We start from the raw sequence: 16,838 nt of genomic DNA, 5'->3' as shown, positions 1-16,838 counted from the left end.
GTCTCTGACGAGACACCCTGTTTTCCGACAAGGAGAAAACATTGCTCGACGTAACAACTTTTGACGAGCTGCGCATCGGCCTCGCGACGGCCGATGACATCCGTCGCTGGTCGCACGGTGAAGTGAAGAAGCCCGAGACCATCAACTACCGCACCCTCAAGCCCGAGAAGGACGGTCTGTTCGGCGAGCAGATCTTCGGACCCTCGCGCGACTGGGAGTGCTCCTGCGGCAAGTACAAGCGAGTGCGCTTCAAGGGCATCGTCTGCGAGCGCTGCGGCGTCGAGGTCACTAAGTCCTCGGTCCGCCGCGAGCGGATGGGCCACATCGAGCTCGCCGCCCCCGTCACGCACATCTGGTACTTCAAGGGCGTCCCCTCGCGCCTCGGATACCTGCTGGACATGGCGCCGAAGGACCTCGAGAAGGTCATCTACTTCGCGGCGTACATGATCATCGATGTCGACGACGACGGCCGTCACGCCGACATGCCCGGTCTCGAGAACGAGCTCCGGCTCGAGATCAAGACCTTGTCCGACCAGCGCGACTCCCGCATCGCGGACCGTCTGGCACGCCTCGAGACCGACCTCGCCGCCCTCGAGGCGGAGGGCGCGAAGAGCGACCAGAAGCGCCGCACCAAGGACGGCGCCGAGAAGGAGATGGGCCAGATCCGCAAGTCCTTCGACGAGGACATCGCGCGGCTCGAGAGCGTGTGGGAGCAGTTCCGCACCCTCAAGGTCGGCGACCTCAAGCCCGAGGACGCGGTCTTCAACGAGCTCGTCGACCGGTACGGCGTCTACTTCGAGGCCTACATGGGTGCCGAGGCGATCAAGAAGCGCCTCGAGCAGTTCGACCTCCAGGCCGAGGCCGAGACCCTGCACCTGCAGATCGCCGAGGGCAAGGGTCAGAAGAAGATCCGCGCCATCAAGCGCCTGCGCGTCGTCAACTCGTTCCTCGCCACCGGCAACTCGCCGGCAGCGATGGTCCTCGACGTGGTCCCGGTCATCCCGCCGGAGCTTCGCCCGATGGTCCAGCTCGACGGTGGCCGCTTCGCCACCTCCGACCTGAACGACCTCTACCGTCGCGTGATCAACCGCAACAACCGTCTCCGCCGCCTGCTCGACCTCGGTGCCCCCGAGATCATCGTGAACAACGAGAAGCGCATGCTCCAGGAGGCGGTCGACGCCCTCTTCGACAACGGCCGCCGCGGTCGTCCCGTCACCGGTACCGGCAACCGCGCCCTCAAGTCCCTGAGCGACATGCTCAAGGGAAAGCAGGGTCGCTTCCGCCAGAACCTGCTCGGCAAGCGCGTCGACTACTCCGGCCGCTCGGTCATCATCGTCGGCCCGCAGCTCAAGCTGCACCAGTGCGGTCTGCCCAAGCAGATGGCGCTGGAGCTGTTCAAGCCGTTCGTCATCAAGCGCCTGATCGACCTGTCGCACGCGCAGAACATCAAGGCCGCCAAGCGCATGGTCGAGCGTTCGCGCCCGCAGGTGTGGGACGTGCTCGAGGAGATCATCCGCGAGCGCCCCGTCCTGCTGAACCGCGCCCCCACCCTGCACCGACTCGGCATCCAGGCCTTCGAGCCCCAGCTGGTCGAGGGCAAGGCGATCCAGCTGCACCCGCTCGTCTGCGCCGCGTTCAACGCGGACTTCGACGGCGACCAGATGGCCGTGCACCTGCCGCTGTCCGTCGAGGCCCAGGCCGAGGCGCGCATCCTGATGCTCGCGTCGAACAACATCCTCAAGCCCTCCGACGGCCGTCCGGTCACCCTGCCCACGCAGGACATGATCATCGGCCTCCACCACCTGACGACCATCCGCGAGGGTGGCGCCGGTGAGGGACGCGCGTTCTCCTCGGTCTCCGAGGCGATCCTCGCGAAGGACCAGGGCTCGCTGCACCTGAACTCCAAGGTGCGCATCCGGATGTCCGAGGTGTTCTTCGCCCAGGGTCAGGCGCCCGAGGGCGTCGAGATCGACGAGACCGGCAAGGTCACCGCGCCGGTCCTGCTCGACACGACGCTCGGCCGCGCCCTCTTCAACGAGGCGCTGCCGGTCGACTACCCGTACTTCGAGCAGGTCGCCGACAAGACGACCATCTCCGGGATCGTCAACGACCTCGCGGAGCGCTACCCCAAGGTCGAGGTCGCCGCCTCGCTCGACCGGATCAAGGACGCCGGTTTCTACTGGGCCACCCGGTCCGGAGTCACTGTCGCGCTCTCCGACATCCTCACGCCTCCGTCGAAGCCGCAGATCATCGCGGGCTACGAGAAGCGCGCGGCCAAGGTCGAGTCGGAGTTCGAGAAGGGTCTCATCACCCAGCCCGAGCGCCGCCAGGAGCTCGTGAAGGTGTGGACCGAGGCGACCGACGAGGTCGCCAAGGCCATGCGCGCGAACTTCCCGGTCGACAACACCATCAACCGCATGGTCACCTCCGGTGCCCGAGGCAACTGGCTGCAGGTGCGCAACATCGCCGGCATGCGCGGCCTGGTGAACAACCCGAAGGGCGAGATCATCGCCCGACCGATCATCTCCTCGTACCGCGAGGGCCTGTCGGTCGCCGAGTACTTCATCGCCACGCACGGCGCCCGCAAGGGTCTGGCCGACACCGCGCTCCGCACGGCGGACTCCGGCTACCTGACGCGTCGACTCGTCGACGTCTCGCAGGACGTCATCATCCGTGAGGACGACTGCGGCACCTCGAAGGGCCTCGAACTGCCGATCATGCTCCAGGACGCCACCGGCGCCTGGTCGCAGGACTCGAACGTCGAGAACTCGGTCTACGCCCGTTCGCTCGCCACCGCGGCGACGAACGAGGCCGGCGAGGTCATCGCCGAGGCCGGCGAGGACGTGGGTGACGTGCTCATCGAGAAGCTCGTCGGAGCCGAGGTGCGCCACATCAAGGTGCGCTCGGTCCTGACCTGCGAGTCCGCCGTCGGCGTCTGCGCGGCCTGCTACGGCCGCTCGCTCGCCACCGGCAAGCTCGTCGACATCGGAGAGGCCGTCGGCATCATCGCGGCCCAGTCGATCGGCGAGCCCGGCACGCAGCTCACGATGCGCACCTTCCACACCGGTGGATCGGCCTCGGCCGACGACATCACGCAGGGTCTTCCCCGCGTGCAGGAGCTCTTCGAGGCCCGCACCCCCAAGGGTGCGTCGCCGATCGCGGAGGCCGCCGGTCGCATCACGATCGAGGATACCGACCGTGCCCGCCGCGTCATCCTCCAGCCCGACAACGGCGACGAGGCGGTCATCTACCCGGTGCTCAAGCGCTCGCAGCTCCTCGTCGAGGACGGCCAGTCGGTCACCCTCGGCCAGCAGCTGCACGTCGGAACGGTCGACCCCAAGGAGGTCCTGCGCGTGCTGGGCGTCCGCGAGGTCCAGAAGCACCTGGTCGGAGGCGTCCAGGGCGTCTACCGCTCGCAGGGTGTGCCGATCCACGACAAGCACATCGAGGTCATCGTCCGTCAGATGCTCCGCAAGGTCACCGTCGTCGACCACGGCGACACCGACCTGCTCCCCGGTGAGCTCGTCGACCGCTCGCGCTACAGCGACGTGAACCGCGCCGCTCTGACCGAGGGCAAGCGCACCGCGTCGGCCCGCCAGGAGGTCATGGGAATCACCAAGGCGTCGCTGGCGACCGAGTCGTGGCTGTCGGCCGCGTCCTTCCAGGAGACCACCCGCGTCCTGACGCAGGCGGCCATGGAGGGCAAGCGCGACCCGCTGCTGGGCCTGAAGGAGAACGTGATCATCGGAAAGCTGATCCCGGCCGGTACCGGTCTCCCGAAGTACCGCAACGTGTCGGTCGAGGCGACGGAGGAGGCGAAGGCCGAGCGGTACCCCAACCGCATCTTCGCCGACGACGCCGCGTTCAGCGACGCCGACCTGTCGTTCGTCGACTTCGACTCGTTCTCGAGCGACGGCTACGAGCCGGGCAACTACAGCTAGGCACCGTCCACCACGGTGACGAGGGGCTCCTCGGACTTCGGTCCGGGGAGCCCCTCGTCGTCTCCGCGCCTGCGTCGTCCGAGGACGAGTGAGGGCTCCCTTACTGGGGGTGATCGAATCGTGATGTATGCTCCCAGCGCAGTCGTGCGGATGCTTGACTCGTCAGGCGCTCGCCGGGCCGGTACCCGTCCGTCCCGCCGGAATCGCAGCGGTGAGGAAACGCGCGGATGAGATTCGTGGTCGTCGTGCTGGCCGCCCTTCTCGCGGTGGTCGGTGCCGTCGTCGTGCCCGCGACCCCCGCCGAGGCTCTGACCGCGTCGCCTCCGGCCTCCTGCGGTGTCGCTCAGCTCGCCCCCGTGCTCGAGGGAGACGAGGTCGACCCGGCCCCCGCCGCCTCGGTCGTGCCGATCATCCTGCTGCACGGGTGGCTCGGCACAGCGACGCACGACGACTCCCGAACGGGCGCGTTCTCGCACCTGGTCGATCTCATCGCCCCGAACGGAGTCGACGAGCCCGTCACCACCTCGCAGCGCTCGATGATCGGGATGCTGCAGGAGATCGAGGGCACCGCCGTCTACACCTTCGACTACCGCGACCTGGCGGCCCGCTGGGTCACCGACCCGGGGATCGCCGACGCGCTCGCCTCCGCGCTCGACTGCGTCACCCGGGCGACCGGCAACCGGGCGATCGTCGTGGCGCACTCGATGGGCGGCCTGGCCGCCCGGCAGGCCCTGAGTCAGAGCGTCGACGGTGTCCCGGTCGAGTCGATGGTGTCGGACGTCATCACCTTCGGCACGCCGAACACCGGGTCCGACCTCGCGGCCCGGCTCGGCGAGATCATCGACTCCACCGGAGCGGTCAGCCCCGCGGTGGTCGCGGGGCTCGAGCCGCAGAGCCGCCTCGGGATCTCGGCCCTGCTCGCCTCGTGCGGCGAGGACGCCTCCGAGGACGCCTCGAAGGCGGGGGAGTGCACCGGCATGCCGATGATCGACGCGCTCTCGTCGCAGGCGGGCATCGCGATGCGCACGGGGTCGATCGAGCTCGGCGACCTCCCGCCCTGGCCCGCGGGCATCCACGTCGTCGCGCTCGCGGGCGACATCAAAGTGACGGTCGCGGCCGTGCTGGGCACCCGCGTCGGCGTGGTCGATCTGGGCGACATCATCGTCGGGAACCAGTCGGCCGAGGCGGGCGTCGACGAGTACTACGTCTCGACCTGCCGCTACACCCTCCTGTCGATGCCGGACGTGCCCGCGGTGATGGCCGAGCTGAACCCGCTCGCCCGCCTCGGAGACGCCCTCCGCTTCTCGGCGATGGTGGTCGCGATCGACGCGAGCCCGTGCCACCACGCCAAGCTGATGCGCAACGTCGAGCTGACTGAGCGGGCGGGCGCCGAAGCCGCCTCCGCCGTCGCTGCCACCCTCGCGCAGCCCCGGCCGGGTGCGGCGGAGGTGCCGACGCTGCGGCATGCTCCCGTAGCGGACGACGCGCGCCGACGGATGCTGCGCTGACCTTCACGCGACATGATGTCTCGAACTTTGACCTCGAGCACGATCCGTCCTACGGTCGAAGTGGCCGATGGGGCGGCCGCCTGGGGGACAGGCAGCGCGGCCCGCGCGGCTCTCGAGCCGGACGCGGGCCGCGCCCGTCACCGGTCCATCGCGCTCGCCGCTACGCTCCAAGGGACGAGGCCGCGCCGATCCGGCCTCCGCGCACCTTCCGGCGGAGACCGCATGAGCCAGAGCACCGAGCCCACCGACACTCCTCGGCGCCCGTCGCGCCTCAGTCGGGAGGAGGTCAGGACCCGGCTCCTCGACACCGCACTGGGCGTCGTCCGGTCCGAGGGCCTCCGAGTGGGCGTCTCGCACCTCGCCCTCGAGGACGTGATCCGCATGGCGGACGTCCCGCGGAGCACCGTCTACAGGATCTGGCCGACCCGGCAGGCCTTCTACGACGAGCTCGTGGCCGTCATCCCCGAGAGGATCCTCTCGACCCGGCTCGATCAGCCCGCGCTCGTCGTCGGCGACTCCTATCTGCATCGCCACGTCGAGGGGCCGCTCTCGCCCGAGAAGCAGCGCTCGATCCTCGTCGAGTCGGTCAGCGTGGCCATCAGTGCCAACTACGAGAACACGTTCGCGTCGCAGCACTGGCGCAACTTCGTCGCTCTCGCGGGTTCCGTCACGGCCTACGAGGAGCCGGCCCGCACCGCGATCTCGGAGGCGCTCCACAAGCGCCAGGTCCACTTCATCGACAACATGGCCAAGTACTACGAGCACACGTTCTCCGAGCTGGATCTGCGCGTCCGTCCCGGCCTGGGCGGCTACGCCGTGCTCGCCTCCGCGATCTCGTCGTACATCGAGGGCCTCTGCGTGGCACGGATCGCCGCTCCCGAGCTCGTCACCGGCCCCCTCGGCGGGGAGGGCTCGCCGTCGCTGGTCGTCGCGGGTGTCCTGATGCTGATCGACGGCTTCACCGAGCCGGTCCCGGCGAGCTAGTCGGCGACCGGCTCGAGCATCCCCTCGACGATCGAGCGGATCGTGTAGGCCGCGAGGTGCCACGGCACCGGCTCACCGTCGAGGCCCGGCGCGAGCACGACCGAGTCGAGCTCGTCGCCGAGCAGCCTGCCGCGATGGGCCAGCCCGTCGATCACGACCGAGGTCAGGTGGGCGAGCTGCAGGGTCGAGAATCCCGGTCGGAGGGTACCGCCGAAGGTCTCGAGCATCTCCGAGTAGAAGCCCTGCATGCGGTGCGTCAGCATCGTCTCGATCCGTCGGGCCGTCGCCTGCACGGCCTCGCGGGCCGGCCCCTCCTCCATCGAGAACGTGCAGGCCAGAAGTGCGTTGTACGACGCCCAGTCGACCGAGCTGCGCAGGGCCTCGATGTTCGAGTTCGCGCCGATCCGGATCATCTCCCAGACCACGGCGCGGCGTCCCGTCGCCGTCGCGAGTCGGTCGGAGTGGCGCTCGTGCACGTCGCGCATCACCGCCATCGCATCCGGATCCGCCCCGTCCGCGTAGCGGTCCCGCACGAACACCTCGCCGATGAGGTCGGCGACGAACTCCTCGCGGGTGGCCCAGATCCGGTAGACCGAGCTGCGCGGCACCTCGGCGAGGCGGATGTACTCCTCCATCGGCAGGTGGGCGAAGCCGACGGTGAGCCCGTTCGCGGCGATCACCTCGCTGGCGGCCGCGATCATGCGGGCGCGGACCTGGTCGGCGGGGATCCTCTTGGCGCGCGGGAGTCGGTCGTCTTCGTCCATGGTGAGAAGGAGACTATGCCTCCACCGAGGGCCCCGCACCGGTACCGTCGTGCGACCGCGTCGCCGGTACACCGGGGCTACGGGACTTAATGTCCTGAATTCCCCCATCGCGGCCGAGGGTCCGATATCTTCCCAACGGATGCGGACCCGAACCGCGTCCACGAGGGGTCACCGTGCCGGACAACGAGCGGTTCGCTCTGGCCGTCGTCGACGGCCTCTCCATCGAGCGCGCGGCCCTGCTCGCGCTGCTCGCCGCCGCGCTCCCGGAGTTCCCGGCGGTCGATCCGGCGATCGAGCCGCCGATCCCGGACGGCGAGACCGTCGCCCTCCTCGACCTCGATCGCGTCCCGCCCGACGAGCTGACCGCGACCCTGGCCGGACTCACCGGCCGCTACCGAGGAGTCGTCGCCCTCTCGTCGTCGAACGCGCTGGAGTCGATCAGGGCGGTGCTGCGCGTGGACCGCGCGGCCTTCGTCTGGAAGGGCGACGATCCCGGCGAGCTCGTCGCCGCGATCGTCTCGGTCGGCTCGGGGCGGCCGTGGATCTCGGAGGCGGCCCGCCGCCGCTTCCTGTCGGCCGGGGCCGACCGCCGTCCGATCCTCAGTCCGCAGGAGAGCCGGGTCATGCGCTCCTACGGGGCGGGCGCAGCCGTGAAGGCCGTCGCGGTCGAGATGCGCATCGCCGAGCACACCGTCCGCACCTACATCAAGCGGATCAAGACGAAGTACCTCGAGGCAGGCGTGACCCTCGACTCACGGGTCGACTTCTACCGCAACCTCGACGGTCACGACGTCGCGCGCAGGAACGGCGGCGACCGGGTGCGGTCCCGCGCGCAGCAGCCGGTCGGCCACCTCGGCGGCGATCCCACCGCGTGACGCCAGCAGGATCGCGTTGCCGGCGCTGCGGTGCTCCGCGAACGAGGCCGCTCCGACGGCGGCGGTGACCGGCAGCACCCGCAGGAGCGCCTCTCGGAGGCGGTCGAGCCGTCGGTGGTCGGCGTCATCGGCCACGTTCACCGCGAGGAGCCCGTCGGCGGCGACGCGCTCGGCGACGCGCCCGAGGACCTCGGTCCGGTAGAACGCCTCCGGGATCTCGTCGCCGTCGTAGACGTCGAGGACGACGAGGTCTGCGAGCAGCCCGGGAATCGGCGATGCGGCGTCGGCGGTGATCACCCCGAGCCGGGCGCCGCCGGGAAGAGGTGCGTGCGCGAGCACGAAGTCGACGAGGCCGGTCGCGATCTCGACGACCGTCTGCTCGGAGCCGGGTCGCGTCCACTCGGTGTACCGCGCGAGCGAGAGCGCCCCCGCGCCCAGGTGCAGGAGGCGGACGGGGACGCCGGCCGGTGCGATCGCGTCGACGACGCCGCCGAGCCTCGCCATGTACTCGAGATCGAGGGAGTCCGGAGTCCGCGGATCGATCAGCGACTGCTCCGCGCCGTCGATCGCGAGCACGAGCACACCCGGTCGGAGGGTGTCGGCCTCGAGCGACACGAGCCGTCCGTCGGGCAGGCGGGCGGAGGGCGGCATCCCGCCACGCTAGCGTCCGCCGCGCTGCTCCCGCCTCGCAGAGCCCGGGAGCCGCCGCTACGGTGGCAGGCATGGCCGCGCTCATCCTCCTCGACGTCGACGGCGTCCTGAATCCGACCGTCACGAGCGATCGCCAGAGCGGCGGTCATCGGCTCGGGCTCGATCCCGAGCGCGAAGCCCTCGTGCTGCGCCTCGCCGCCGTCGGGACCATCGTCTGGGCGACGACCTGGCCGCCCAAGCTCACCTCCGTCCTCGCGCGCGACCTCGGACTCCCGGAGGAGACGGAGGCGATCGTCTTCAGCGGGGGACTGCCGCGCGATCCGCGCTTCCCCGGCCAGACGGGCAAACTGCAGCCGGTCGCGGCCTGGCTCGAAGCGGCCCGCGAGCGGACGGAGATCGACGCAGTCGTCTGGATCGACGACAACCTGCGCGAGGACGCCTACGCGTGGGCGCGCGAGCAGGAGACGCCGTTCCACCTCGTCCGTCCCGACGCGGCGGCCGGCCTCACCTCCGACGAGGTGGGCGGCGCGGAGGACTTCCTCGCGGACTTCCCGGCGTCACGCGGCGACATCCGGGAATAGCGGCCACCCCCGTTCTGGTTGTCGTCACGGCGGGCCGATCTCGCGGCGCAGCCGTGGACGCGCCCGGACGACCTGCGGCGCCGCCCCCGGCGCCCTCCCTGCTCCGTGATGCACCGAAGGAAAGACACCGTGACGTACCTCCCCGCCCGCACCTCCCTGCGCCTGCTGTTGGGCACGACGGCGGCCGCCGCCGCGCTGGTCCTCGCCGGCTGCGCGCCCGCCTCCACCGACGACGTCGTGTCGGGTTCGAGCGACGCCGCGAGCACCGCGGCGAACTCCGGGCTGACGCTGGCCGAAGTCACGGAGTCGGGGAAGCTCACCATCGGCACCGAGGGCACCTACCAGCCCTTCTCCTACCACGCCGACGGCGGAACGGGCGATCTCACCGGCTACGACGTCGATGTGATCACCGCGGTGGCCGAGAAGCTCGGCGTCGAGCCGGAGTTCGAGGAGACCCAGTGGGACGCGATGTTCGCGGGCCTGGACGGCGACCGCTTCGATGTCATCGCGAACCAGGTCTCGATCAACGACGAGCGCAGCGCCAAGTACGACTTCTCCGAGCCGTACGCCGTGAGCCCCGGCGTCGTGGTCGTCCCCGCCGCCGACACCTCCATCACCTCGCTCGACTCGCTGTCGGGCAAGACCACCGCGCAGTCGCTCTCGAGCAACTGGTACACGCTCGCCCAGGACAGCGGCGCCACTGTCGAGGGAGTCGAGGGCTGGGCCCAGGCCGTCGCGCTCGTCGAGCAGGGTCGCGTGGACGCGACCATCAACGACCGCCTCACCTGGCTCGACTGGTCGACGACCTACCCCGACCAGGCCGCCGGCCTCAAGGTCGCGGTGACGACCGACGACTCGTCCTCGAGCGCCTTCACCTTCCCGAAGGGCTCCGACGACCTGGTCGCCGCGGTCGACGACGCTCTCGACGAGCTCCGCGCCGACGGCACCCTGGCCTCGATCTCGGAGCGCTACTTCGGCGCCGACGTCTCCCAGTAGCCCCACCGGGGGAAATGCGACCCTCGGAGCGCCCTCGCGCAAGACCTGAGCGATTCCTCGACATGCGTGTCAGCATGTCGAGGGACGCGGGCGTGACCCGCTCTGCTCATCGCGACCATTCACGACAGCCGACCGCGGTCTTTCCCGCCCCGGCGGGAAAGACGAGATGGACACCGATCTTCTCCTCCGGTCGTTCTGGCCGATCCTCTCCGGGGGGATCGTCGGCACGATCCCGCTGGCGCTCTCGAGCTTCGTACTCGGTCTCGCGCTGGCGCTCGCCGTCGCTCTGATGCGGCTGTCGCGCGTGCGCGTGCTGGCCTGGATCGCCCGGATCTACATCTCGGTGATCCGCGGCACCCCGCTCCTGGTGCAGCTCTTCGTGATCTTCTACGGCCTCCCCAGCCTGGGCATCAAGATCGACCCGTGGCCGAGCGCGATCATCGCCTTCGCCCTCAATGTCGGCGGCTACGCGGCGGAGGTGATCCGCGCAGCGATCCTGAGCGTCCCGAAGGGTCAGTGGGAGGCGGCGCACACCATCGGCATGAGCCGCTCCCTGGCGTTGCGGCGCATCATCCTCCCGCAGGCCGCCCGCGTCTCGGTGCCGCCGCTGTCGAACACCTTCATCTCGCTGGTCAAGGACACCTCGCTCGCATCGCTGATCCTCGTGACCGAGCTGTTCCGCCAGGCGCAGAAGATCGCCACCGCCTCGAGCGAGTTCATGCTCCTCTACCTCGAGGCCGCCCTGATCTACTGGCTGATCTGCCTGGTCCTCTCCAGCGGGCAGAGCCTCCTCGAGAAGCGATTGGACCGCTATGTCGCCCACTGACGCCCGGGAGACCGACGCCCCGACCGCCCGCCCGGTCCTGTCCGCCACGGGTCTGCGCAAGTCGTTCTCGGGCGTGGAGGTGCTCCGAGGCATCGATCTCGAGATCCGGCGCGGTGAGGTCATCGCCCTGGTCGGCCCGTCCGGGTCTGGCAAGACGACCGTCCTGCGCTCGCTCAACAGCCTCGAGATCCCCGACGGCGGAGTCGTGTCGCTGGCCGACGGGACGACGCTCGACTTCTCGGCCGGCGTCGGCAAGCGTGCTCTGACGACCCTGCGCGACCGCTCCGCGATGGTGTTCCAGCACTTCAACCTCTTCCCGCACCTCACCGTGCTCGAGAACGTCACCGAGGGCCCGCTCCGCGTGCAGCGCCGCACGGCGGCAGAGGTCGTCCCGGAGGCGGAGGCGCTGCTCGCGCGCGTGGGTCTCGGCGGTCGCGGCGGCGCCTACCCGTTCGAGCTCTCCGGGGGTCAGCAGCAGCGCGTCGGCATCGTCCGCGCCCTCGCGCTCCGGCCCGATCTCCTGCTGTTCGACGAGCCCACGTCGGCCCTCGATCCCGAGCTCGTCGGTGACGTGCTGTCGCTGATGCGCGAGCTGGCCGGGGAGGGCTGGACGATGCTCGTCGTCACGCACGAGCTCGAGTTCGCCCGGCAGGTCGCTTCCGAGGTCGTCTTCATGGCCGACGGCGTGGTGGTCGAGCGGGGCGCGCCGGCGCAGATCCTCCGGGAGCCGCGCGAGGCTCGCACCCAGCAGTTCCTCCGCCGCCTCCTGCACCCGCTGGAGTGACGTCCGGCTCGGGGCTCTTCTGCGTGGCCCCCTTCTGCGGGAGCCGCGCGCCGCACCCGGACTGCTGCGGAGGCGTGCTTATGCTGACGAAGTGACCTGGAACAGCGAAGCCGAGACCACGCGGATGCCCGCCGAGCCGACGGGTGGCACCGGACCCCAGCCGACCCGCGAGTACGTCTGGCCCGAGCCGCAGCCCGGTGGATCGCCTTCCACCGCCGAGACCAGGGTGGTGCCGGCCGCGGCTCCCACGGCGATCGGATCGGTCGAGCCCGACCCGGAGCCCGTGCGCCGGAAGGGGAACCGCCTCGCCGGCCTCGCCATCGCCCTCCTGGCGACCGCCGTCTTCGCCGCGCTGCTGTTGATCGCTCTCACCGCGATCCGGATCCTCCTCGACGAGGTCGCCGGAGACCCGCTCGCGATCGCTCTCGACCAGGGCCCGACGGCGGTCTTCCTCGCCCCGGTCGCGGCCTTCTTCCTGGGGCTCGCCCTGATCGTGCTCGCCGTCAATCGTGCGGGCTGGTGGGCGTATGTGCTCGGCGGCTTCTTCGTCGCCCTCCTCGCCGGTGCCGCCGCGCTGGTGGGCGCCTGGCTCCCCGTCGGAGGCGCCGCCGTCCCGTCCGACCGCACGCAGCTGATCGAGTTCCTCCGCGACCCGGCCGTGCTCGCCTCCGTGCTCGCGGCCGCGGTGCTCGCCCGCGAGGTGAGCGTCTGGGGCGGAGCCCTGATCGCCGGTCGCGCCCGTGGCGTCAAGCGCCGCAACGCCGAGCGCGAGGCGGCCGCGAAGTCGTGACCGCCGCGGGCGCGCCGGGGGAGCAGGGGCGGGCCTCCGGGCTCGGCTACGGGATCGCGCTGGCGGCGTTCGCCGCCTTCCTCTACCTCGCCCTGGTGGTCTGCGCTTTCGGAGTCCTCAGCCTCATGCTCGACGAGGACGTCGTGCCCGAGCGCGATGCCGGGCCCCTGCTCGGCCCGGTCTCGGTCGCGGTGTGCGTGCTGGCCGTCCTCCTCGTCATGATCACTCTCGCCGCCCGTGCGAGGGTGACCCGCGTGCTCGGGCCGTCGCTCCTGGCGGGGATCGCCGTCTACGTGCTGTTCCTGCTGACCGGAGGCGCGCTCTACGGACTCGGCGTCGGCGATCCGGCCGGGATCCTCGGCTACGTCCTCGACCACGCGGGCACGGTGTTCGCGCTCGCCACCGGCGTGCTGGCGGCCGCCGTCGTGGCGCTGTTTCTCCTGATGCTCGCCCGGCGCGACGCCGGCGGCTCCTCGCCGCACTGGGGCTGGGAGGGCGACGAGCGCGAGTGAGGCGTGCTCGGTGCAGTCGCCGCGCGGCTCCCGCTCCACTCGTCCCTGTGCGCGGACCCGCCTCGGTTGACCGGCCCCGTCACTCCCCGTAATATTGCCGAGGTGTGCGCTTTGGCGCGCGCTTGCGTCGTGCCTCCGGGTCCTCGCTCGCGCCGCGCCTCGCTCCACCGGGTCCGAGAGGGTCCGAGGGTTCGTCCGATCGGGCGGCCCCCACGGCATACCCGTCCTCCTCCCCAGCGCGTCGCTCGTCGGCGTGCGGGGTGCGTCGGGTCCAGACGAACTCGGCCGCGTCCGGCGACGGACAGGCCGAATGTCGACCATCGATCCGCTGTCACCGTGCAGCATTCAAGGAGCAAATCAGTGCCAACGATTCAGCAGTTGGTCCGCAAGGGACGCTCGCCCAAGGTCACCAAGACCAAGGCGCCCGCCCTGAAGGCCAACCCCCAGCAGCGCGGCGTGTGCACGCGCGTCTACACGACCACGCCCAAGAAGCCCAACTCGGCCCTCCGCAAGGTGGCTCGCGTGAAGCTCTCCAACGGCACCGAGGTCACCGCCTACATCCCCGGCGAGGGCCACAACCTGCAGGAGCACTCGATGGTGCTCGTGCGCGGCGGTCGCGTGAAGGACCTCCCCGGTGTCCGCTACAAGATCGTTCGCGGCGCCCTGGACACCCAGGCCGTCAAGAACCGCAAGCAGGCTCGCAGCCGGTACGGCGCGAAGATGGAGAAGAAGTAATGCCTCGTAAGGGCCCAGCTCCCAAGCGCCCCGTCGTCGCAGACCCCGTCTACGGCGCTCCGGTCGTCAGCCAGCTCGTCAACAAGATCCTCCTGGACGGCAAGAAGGGTCTCGCCGAGCGCATCGTCTACGGCGCGCTCGAAGGCGTGTCCACGAAGAACGGCCAGGACGCGGTCGTGACCCTCAAGAAGGCGCTCGACAACGTCCGTCCGACCCTCGAGGTCCGCAGCCGCCGCGTCGGCGGCTCGACCTACCAGGTCCCGGTCGAGGTCAAGCCCCACCGCGCCAACACCCTCGCGCTCCGCTGGCTCACCAGCTACGCGAAGGCCCGTCGCGAGAAGACGATGACCGAGCGTCTCATGAACGAGATCCTCGACGCGTCGAACGGACTCGGCGCCGCTGTCAAGCGTCGCGAGGACACCCACAAGATGGCCGAGTCGAACAAGGCCTTCGCGCACTACCGCTGGTAGCGCACCCCGCGGCCGCTCCCGAGCGACCGCGAACCCCCGGCCGGCAGTCCTCGCGCTGCCGGCCGGGGCCCGGCGGCGGATCGCCCGATCCACGCGGTCGGGCGACCGCCACCACCAGACCCAGCCGATCGGCCATGAACCCGTTGCGCTGGCTCCATCACCTATCGGAGGAACTCCGTGGCACAAGATGTGCTCACCGACCTGAACAAGGTCCGCAACATCGGCATCATGGCCCACATCGATGCCGGCAAGACCACCACCACCGAGCGCATCCTGTTCTACACGGGTATCACGCACAAGATCGGTGAGGTCCACGACGGCGCCGCCACGATGGACTGGATGGCGCAGGAGCAGGAGCGCGGCATCACGATCACGTCGGCCGCGACGACCTGCTTCTGGAACAAGAACCAGATCAACATCATCGACACCCCGGGTCACGTCGACTTCACGGTCGAGGTCGAGCGCTCGCTGCGCGTGCTCGACGGCGCGGTCGCCGTCTTCGACGGCAAGGAGGGCGTCGAGCCCCAGTCCGAGACCGTCTGGCGTCAGGCCGACAAGTACGACGTCCCGCGCATCTGCTTCGTCAACAAGATGGACAAGCTCGGCGCCGACTTCTACTACACGGTCGACACGATCATCAAGCGCCTCGGTGCGAAGCCGCTGGTCATCCAGCTGCCGATCGGTGCCGAGTCCAACTTCGAGGGCGTCGTCGACCTGGTCGAGATGCGCGCGCTCACGTGGCGCGGCGACTCCAAGGGAGACGTCGCGCTGGGCGCGAAGTACGAGATCGAGGAGATCCCCGCCGACCTCGCCGAGAAGGCCGCCGAGTACCGCCACAAGCTGCTCGAGACCGTCGCCGAGACGTCCGACGAGCTGCTCGAGAAGTACTTCGGCGGTGAGGAGCTGACCGTCGCCGAGATCAAGGCGGCGATCCGCAAGCTGACCGTCAACTCGGACATCTACCCCGTGCTCTGCGGCTCCGCGTTCAAGAACCGCGGTGTCCAGCCGATGCTCGACGCGGTCGTCGACTACCTCCCCTCCCCGCTCGACGTCCCGGCCATCGAGGCTCACGACGTCCGCGACGAGGAGAAGGTCATCATGCGCCACGCCGACTCGACCGAGCCCTTCTCGGCGCTCGCGTTCAAGGTCGCCGTGCACCCGTTCTTCGGTCGCCTGACCTACGTGCGCGTCTACTCGGGCAAGCTCGACTCCGGCGCTCAGGTCATCAACTCGACCAAGGGCAAGAAGGAGCGCATCGGCAAGATCTTCCAGATGCACTCCAACAAGGAGAACCCGGTCGACTCGGTCACCGCCGGTCACATCTACGCGGTCATCGGCCTCAAGGACACCACCACCGGTGACACCCTGAGCGACCCCAACGCGCAGGTGGTGCTCGAGTCCATGACGTTCCCCGAGCCCGTCATCGAGGTCGCCATCGAGCCCAAGACCAAGGCCGACCAGGAGAAGCTGGGCACCGCGATCCAGAAGCTCGCGGAGGAGGACCCCACCTTCCGCACCGAGCAGAACCAGGAGACCGGTCAGACGGTCATCAAGGGAATGGGCGAGCTGCACCTCGACATCCTGGTGGACCGCATGAAGCGCGAGTTCAACGTCGAGGCGAACGTCGGCAAGCCGCAGGTGGCGTACCGCGAGACCATCCGTCGCGCGGTCGAGAAGTACGACTACACCCACAAGAAGCAGACGGGTGGCTCCGGCCAGTTCGCGAAGGTCCAGATCACCATCGAGCCGATGGAGGTCGAGGCCGACAAGACCTACGAGTTCGTCAACGGCGTCTCGGGTGGACGCGTTCCCCGCGAGTACATCCCGTCGGTCGACGCGGGCATCCGCGACGCCATGCAGGTGGGCACGCTCGCCGGCTACCCCATGGTGGGCGTCAAGGCGACCCTGACCGACGGTGCGGCGCACGACGTCGACTCGTCCGAGATGGCGTTCAAGATCGCCGGCTCGATCGCGTTCAAGGAGGCGTCGCGCAAGGCGCAGCCCGTCCTCCTCGAGCCGCTCATGGCCGTCGAGGTCCGCACTCCCGAGGAGTACATGGGCGACGTCATCGGCGACCTCAACTCGCGTCGCGGGATGATCCAGTCGATGGAGGACGCCACCGGCATCAAGGTCATCCGCGCCAACGTGCCGCTGTCCGAGATGTTCGGCTACATCGGCGACCTGCGCTCGAAGACCTCGGGCCGCGCGGTCTACTCGATGACCTTCGAGTCCTACTCCGAGGTCCCCAAGGCCGTCGCCGAGGAGATCATCCAGAAGAACAAGGGCGAGTAACCCAGCCCTCCCACCCCCGCCGTCCGCGTGGACGGCGGGGGCCTGGTAGTGTCGTGCGGGTTTGCTGCGGTACTCGCGTCGAAACCCTCACGACCACTGCCGGTAACATAAGTACACAAAACCCCCGCA

14 protein-coding genes are annotated in these 16,838 nt (G+C 69.7%); 13 read left to right on the top strand and 1 reads right to left on the bottom strand.

Annotated elements, in window-relative coordinates:
* Positions 1-41 precede the first annotated feature (41 nt).
* The 3 genes from ASG06_RS01165 to ASG06_RS01155 all read left to right on the top strand — a co-directional run bounded on the left by ASG06_RS01165 (position 42) and on the right by ASG06_RS01155 (position 6,433).
* Positions 42-3,941, top strand: a complete 3,900-nt coding sequence (locus ASG06_RS01165) for a DNA-directed RNA polymerase subunit beta' (RefSeq protein ID WP_056037384.1) — start codon at positions 42-44, stop codon at positions 3,939-3,941.
* Between the two features lie 227 nt (positions 3,942-4,168).
* On the top strand, positions 4,169-5,449 hold the full coding sequence (locus ASG06_RS01160) for an esterase/lipase family protein (RefSeq protein ID WP_056037383.1): 1,281 nt from the start codon (positions 4,169-4,171) through the stop codon (positions 5,447-5,449).
* 222 nt (positions 5,450-5,671) lie between these two features.
* Positions 5,672-6,433, top strand: a complete 762-nt coding sequence (locus ASG06_RS01155; RefSeq protein WP_056037379.1) for a TetR/AcrR family transcriptional regulator — start codon at positions 5,672-5,674, stop codon at positions 6,431-6,433.
* On the opposite strand, the gene ASG06_RS01150 is transcribed toward ASG06_RS01155, so the two are convergent.
* Positions 6,430-7,197: a hypothetical protein gene (locus ASG06_RS01150; RefSeq protein WP_056037377.1), complete on the bottom strand. Its 768-nt coding sequence runs from the start codon at positions 7,195-7,197 to the stop codon at positions 6,430-6,432. The two genes, ASG06_RS01155 and ASG06_RS01150, sit on opposite strands and share 4 nt — an antisense overlap.
* Before the next feature lie 173 nt (positions 7,198-7,370).
* Here ASG06_RS01150 and ASG06_RS19340 point away from each other — a divergent pair, with 173 nt between their 5' ends.
* The 10 genes from ASG06_RS19340 to fusA all read left to right on the top strand — a co-directional run bounded on the left by ASG06_RS19340 (position 7,371) and on the right by fusA (position 16,709).
* The gene (locus ASG06_RS19340) at positions 7,371-8,072 is read left to right on the top strand and encodes a LuxR C-terminal-related transcriptional regulator (protein WP_082498848.1); all 702 of its coding nucleotides are present in this window, start codon (positions 7,371-7,373) and stop codon (positions 8,070-8,072) included.
* 722 nt (positions 8,073-8,794) lie between these two features.
* Positions 8,795-9,304 (top strand): HAD domain-containing protein, encoded by a 510-nt coding sequence (locus ASG06_RS01140; protein WP_056037371.1) that lies wholly within the window; start codon positions 8,795-8,797, stop codon positions 9,302-9,304.
* 129 nt (positions 9,305-9,433) lie between these two features.
* Positions 9,434-10,300, top strand: coding sequence for an amino acid ABC transporter substrate-binding protein (locus tag ASG06_RS01135; protein WP_442965593.1), 867 nt, complete (start codon positions 9,434-9,436; stop codon positions 10,298-10,300).
* Positions 10,301-10,466: 166 nt separating this feature from the next.
* Positions 10,467-11,126 (top strand): amino acid ABC transporter permease, encoded by a 660-nt coding sequence (locus ASG06_RS01130; protein WP_056037368.1) that lies wholly within the window; start codon positions 10,467-10,469, stop codon positions 11,124-11,126.
* Positions 11,113-11,910: an amino acid ABC transporter ATP-binding protein gene (locus ASG06_RS01125; RefSeq protein ID WP_056037365.1), complete on the top strand. Its 798-nt coding sequence runs from the start codon at positions 11,113-11,115 to the stop codon at positions 11,908-11,910. The genes ASG06_RS01130 and ASG06_RS01125 overlap by 14 nt, the downstream gene beginning before the upstream one ends.
* A 91-nt stretch (positions 11,911-12,001) precedes the next feature.
* The gene (locus tag ASG06_RS01120) at positions 12,002-12,700 is read left to right on the top strand and encodes a hypothetical protein (RefSeq protein ID WP_056037362.1); all 699 of its coding nucleotides are present in this window, start codon (positions 12,002-12,004) and stop codon (positions 12,698-12,700) included.
* On the top strand, positions 12,697-13,212 hold the full coding sequence (locus ASG06_RS01115; protein ID WP_056037359.1) for a DUF6121 family protein: 516 nt from the start codon (positions 12,697-12,699) through the stop codon (positions 13,210-13,212). The genes ASG06_RS01120 and ASG06_RS01115 overlap by 4 nt, the downstream gene beginning before the upstream one ends.
* A 360-nt stretch (positions 13,213-13,572) precedes the next feature.
* Complete coding sequence (gene rpsL / locus ASG06_RS01110) at positions 13,573-13,947, top strand: 30S ribosomal protein S12 (RefSeq protein ID WP_055787040.1); 375 nt, start codon at positions 13,573-13,575, stop codon at positions 13,945-13,947.
* On the top strand, positions 13,947-14,417 hold the full coding sequence (rpsG, locus tag ASG06_RS01105) for a 30S ribosomal protein S7 (RefSeq protein WP_056037355.1): 471 nt from the start codon (positions 13,947-13,949) through the stop codon (positions 14,415-14,417). The genes rpsL and rpsG overlap by 1 nt, the downstream gene beginning before the upstream one ends.
* Before the next feature lie 177 nt (positions 14,418-14,594).
* Positions 14,595-16,709 carry an elongation factor G gene (fusA, locus tag ASG06_RS01100; RefSeq protein ID WP_056037351.1) on the top strand — a complete coding sequence of 705 codons (2,115 nt, stop codon included), beginning with the start codon at positions 14,595-14,597 and terminating at the stop codon, positions 16,707-16,709.
* Positions 16,710-16,838 lie beyond the last annotated feature (129 nt).

The organism is Rathayibacter sp. Leaf185 (assembly GCF_001423885.1).
In the GTDB taxonomy this organism is placed as follows: Bacteria; Actinomycetota; Actinomycetes; order Actinomycetales; family Microbacteriaceae; genus Rathayibacter.
This window is presented reverse-complemented; position numbering and strand designations above follow the sequence as displayed.

Bases quoted from the DNA above. Each gene is read 5' to 3' on its own strand.
- ASG06_RS01160 (WP_056037383.1), top strand. From the start codon at position 4,169: ATGAGATTCGTGGTCGTCGTGCTGGCCGCCCTTCTCGCGGTGGTCGGT.
- ASG06_RS01155 (WP_056037379.1), top strand. From the start codon at position 5,672: ATGAGCCAGAGCACCGAGCCCACCGACACTCCTCGGCGCCCGTCGCGC.
- ASG06_RS01150 (WP_056037377.1), bottom strand. From the start codon at position 7,197: ATGGACGAAGACGACCGACTCCCGCGCGCCAAGAGGATCCCCGCCGAC.
- ASG06_RS01140 (WP_056037371.1), top strand. From the start codon at position 8,795: ATGGCCGCGCTCATCCTCCTCGACGTCGACGGCGTCCTGAATCCGACC.
- ASG06_RS01130 (WP_056037368.1), top strand. From the start codon at position 10,467: ATGGACACCGATCTTCTCCTCCGGTCGTTCTGGCCGATCCTCTCCGGG.
- ASG06_RS01125 (WP_056037365.1), top strand. From the start codon at position 11,113: ATGTCGCCCACTGACGCCCGGGAGACCGACGCCCCGACCGCCCGCCCG.
- rpsG (WP_056037355.1), top strand. From the start codon at position 13,947: ATGCCTCGTAAGGGCCCAGCTCCCAAGCGCCCCGTCGTCGCAGACCCC.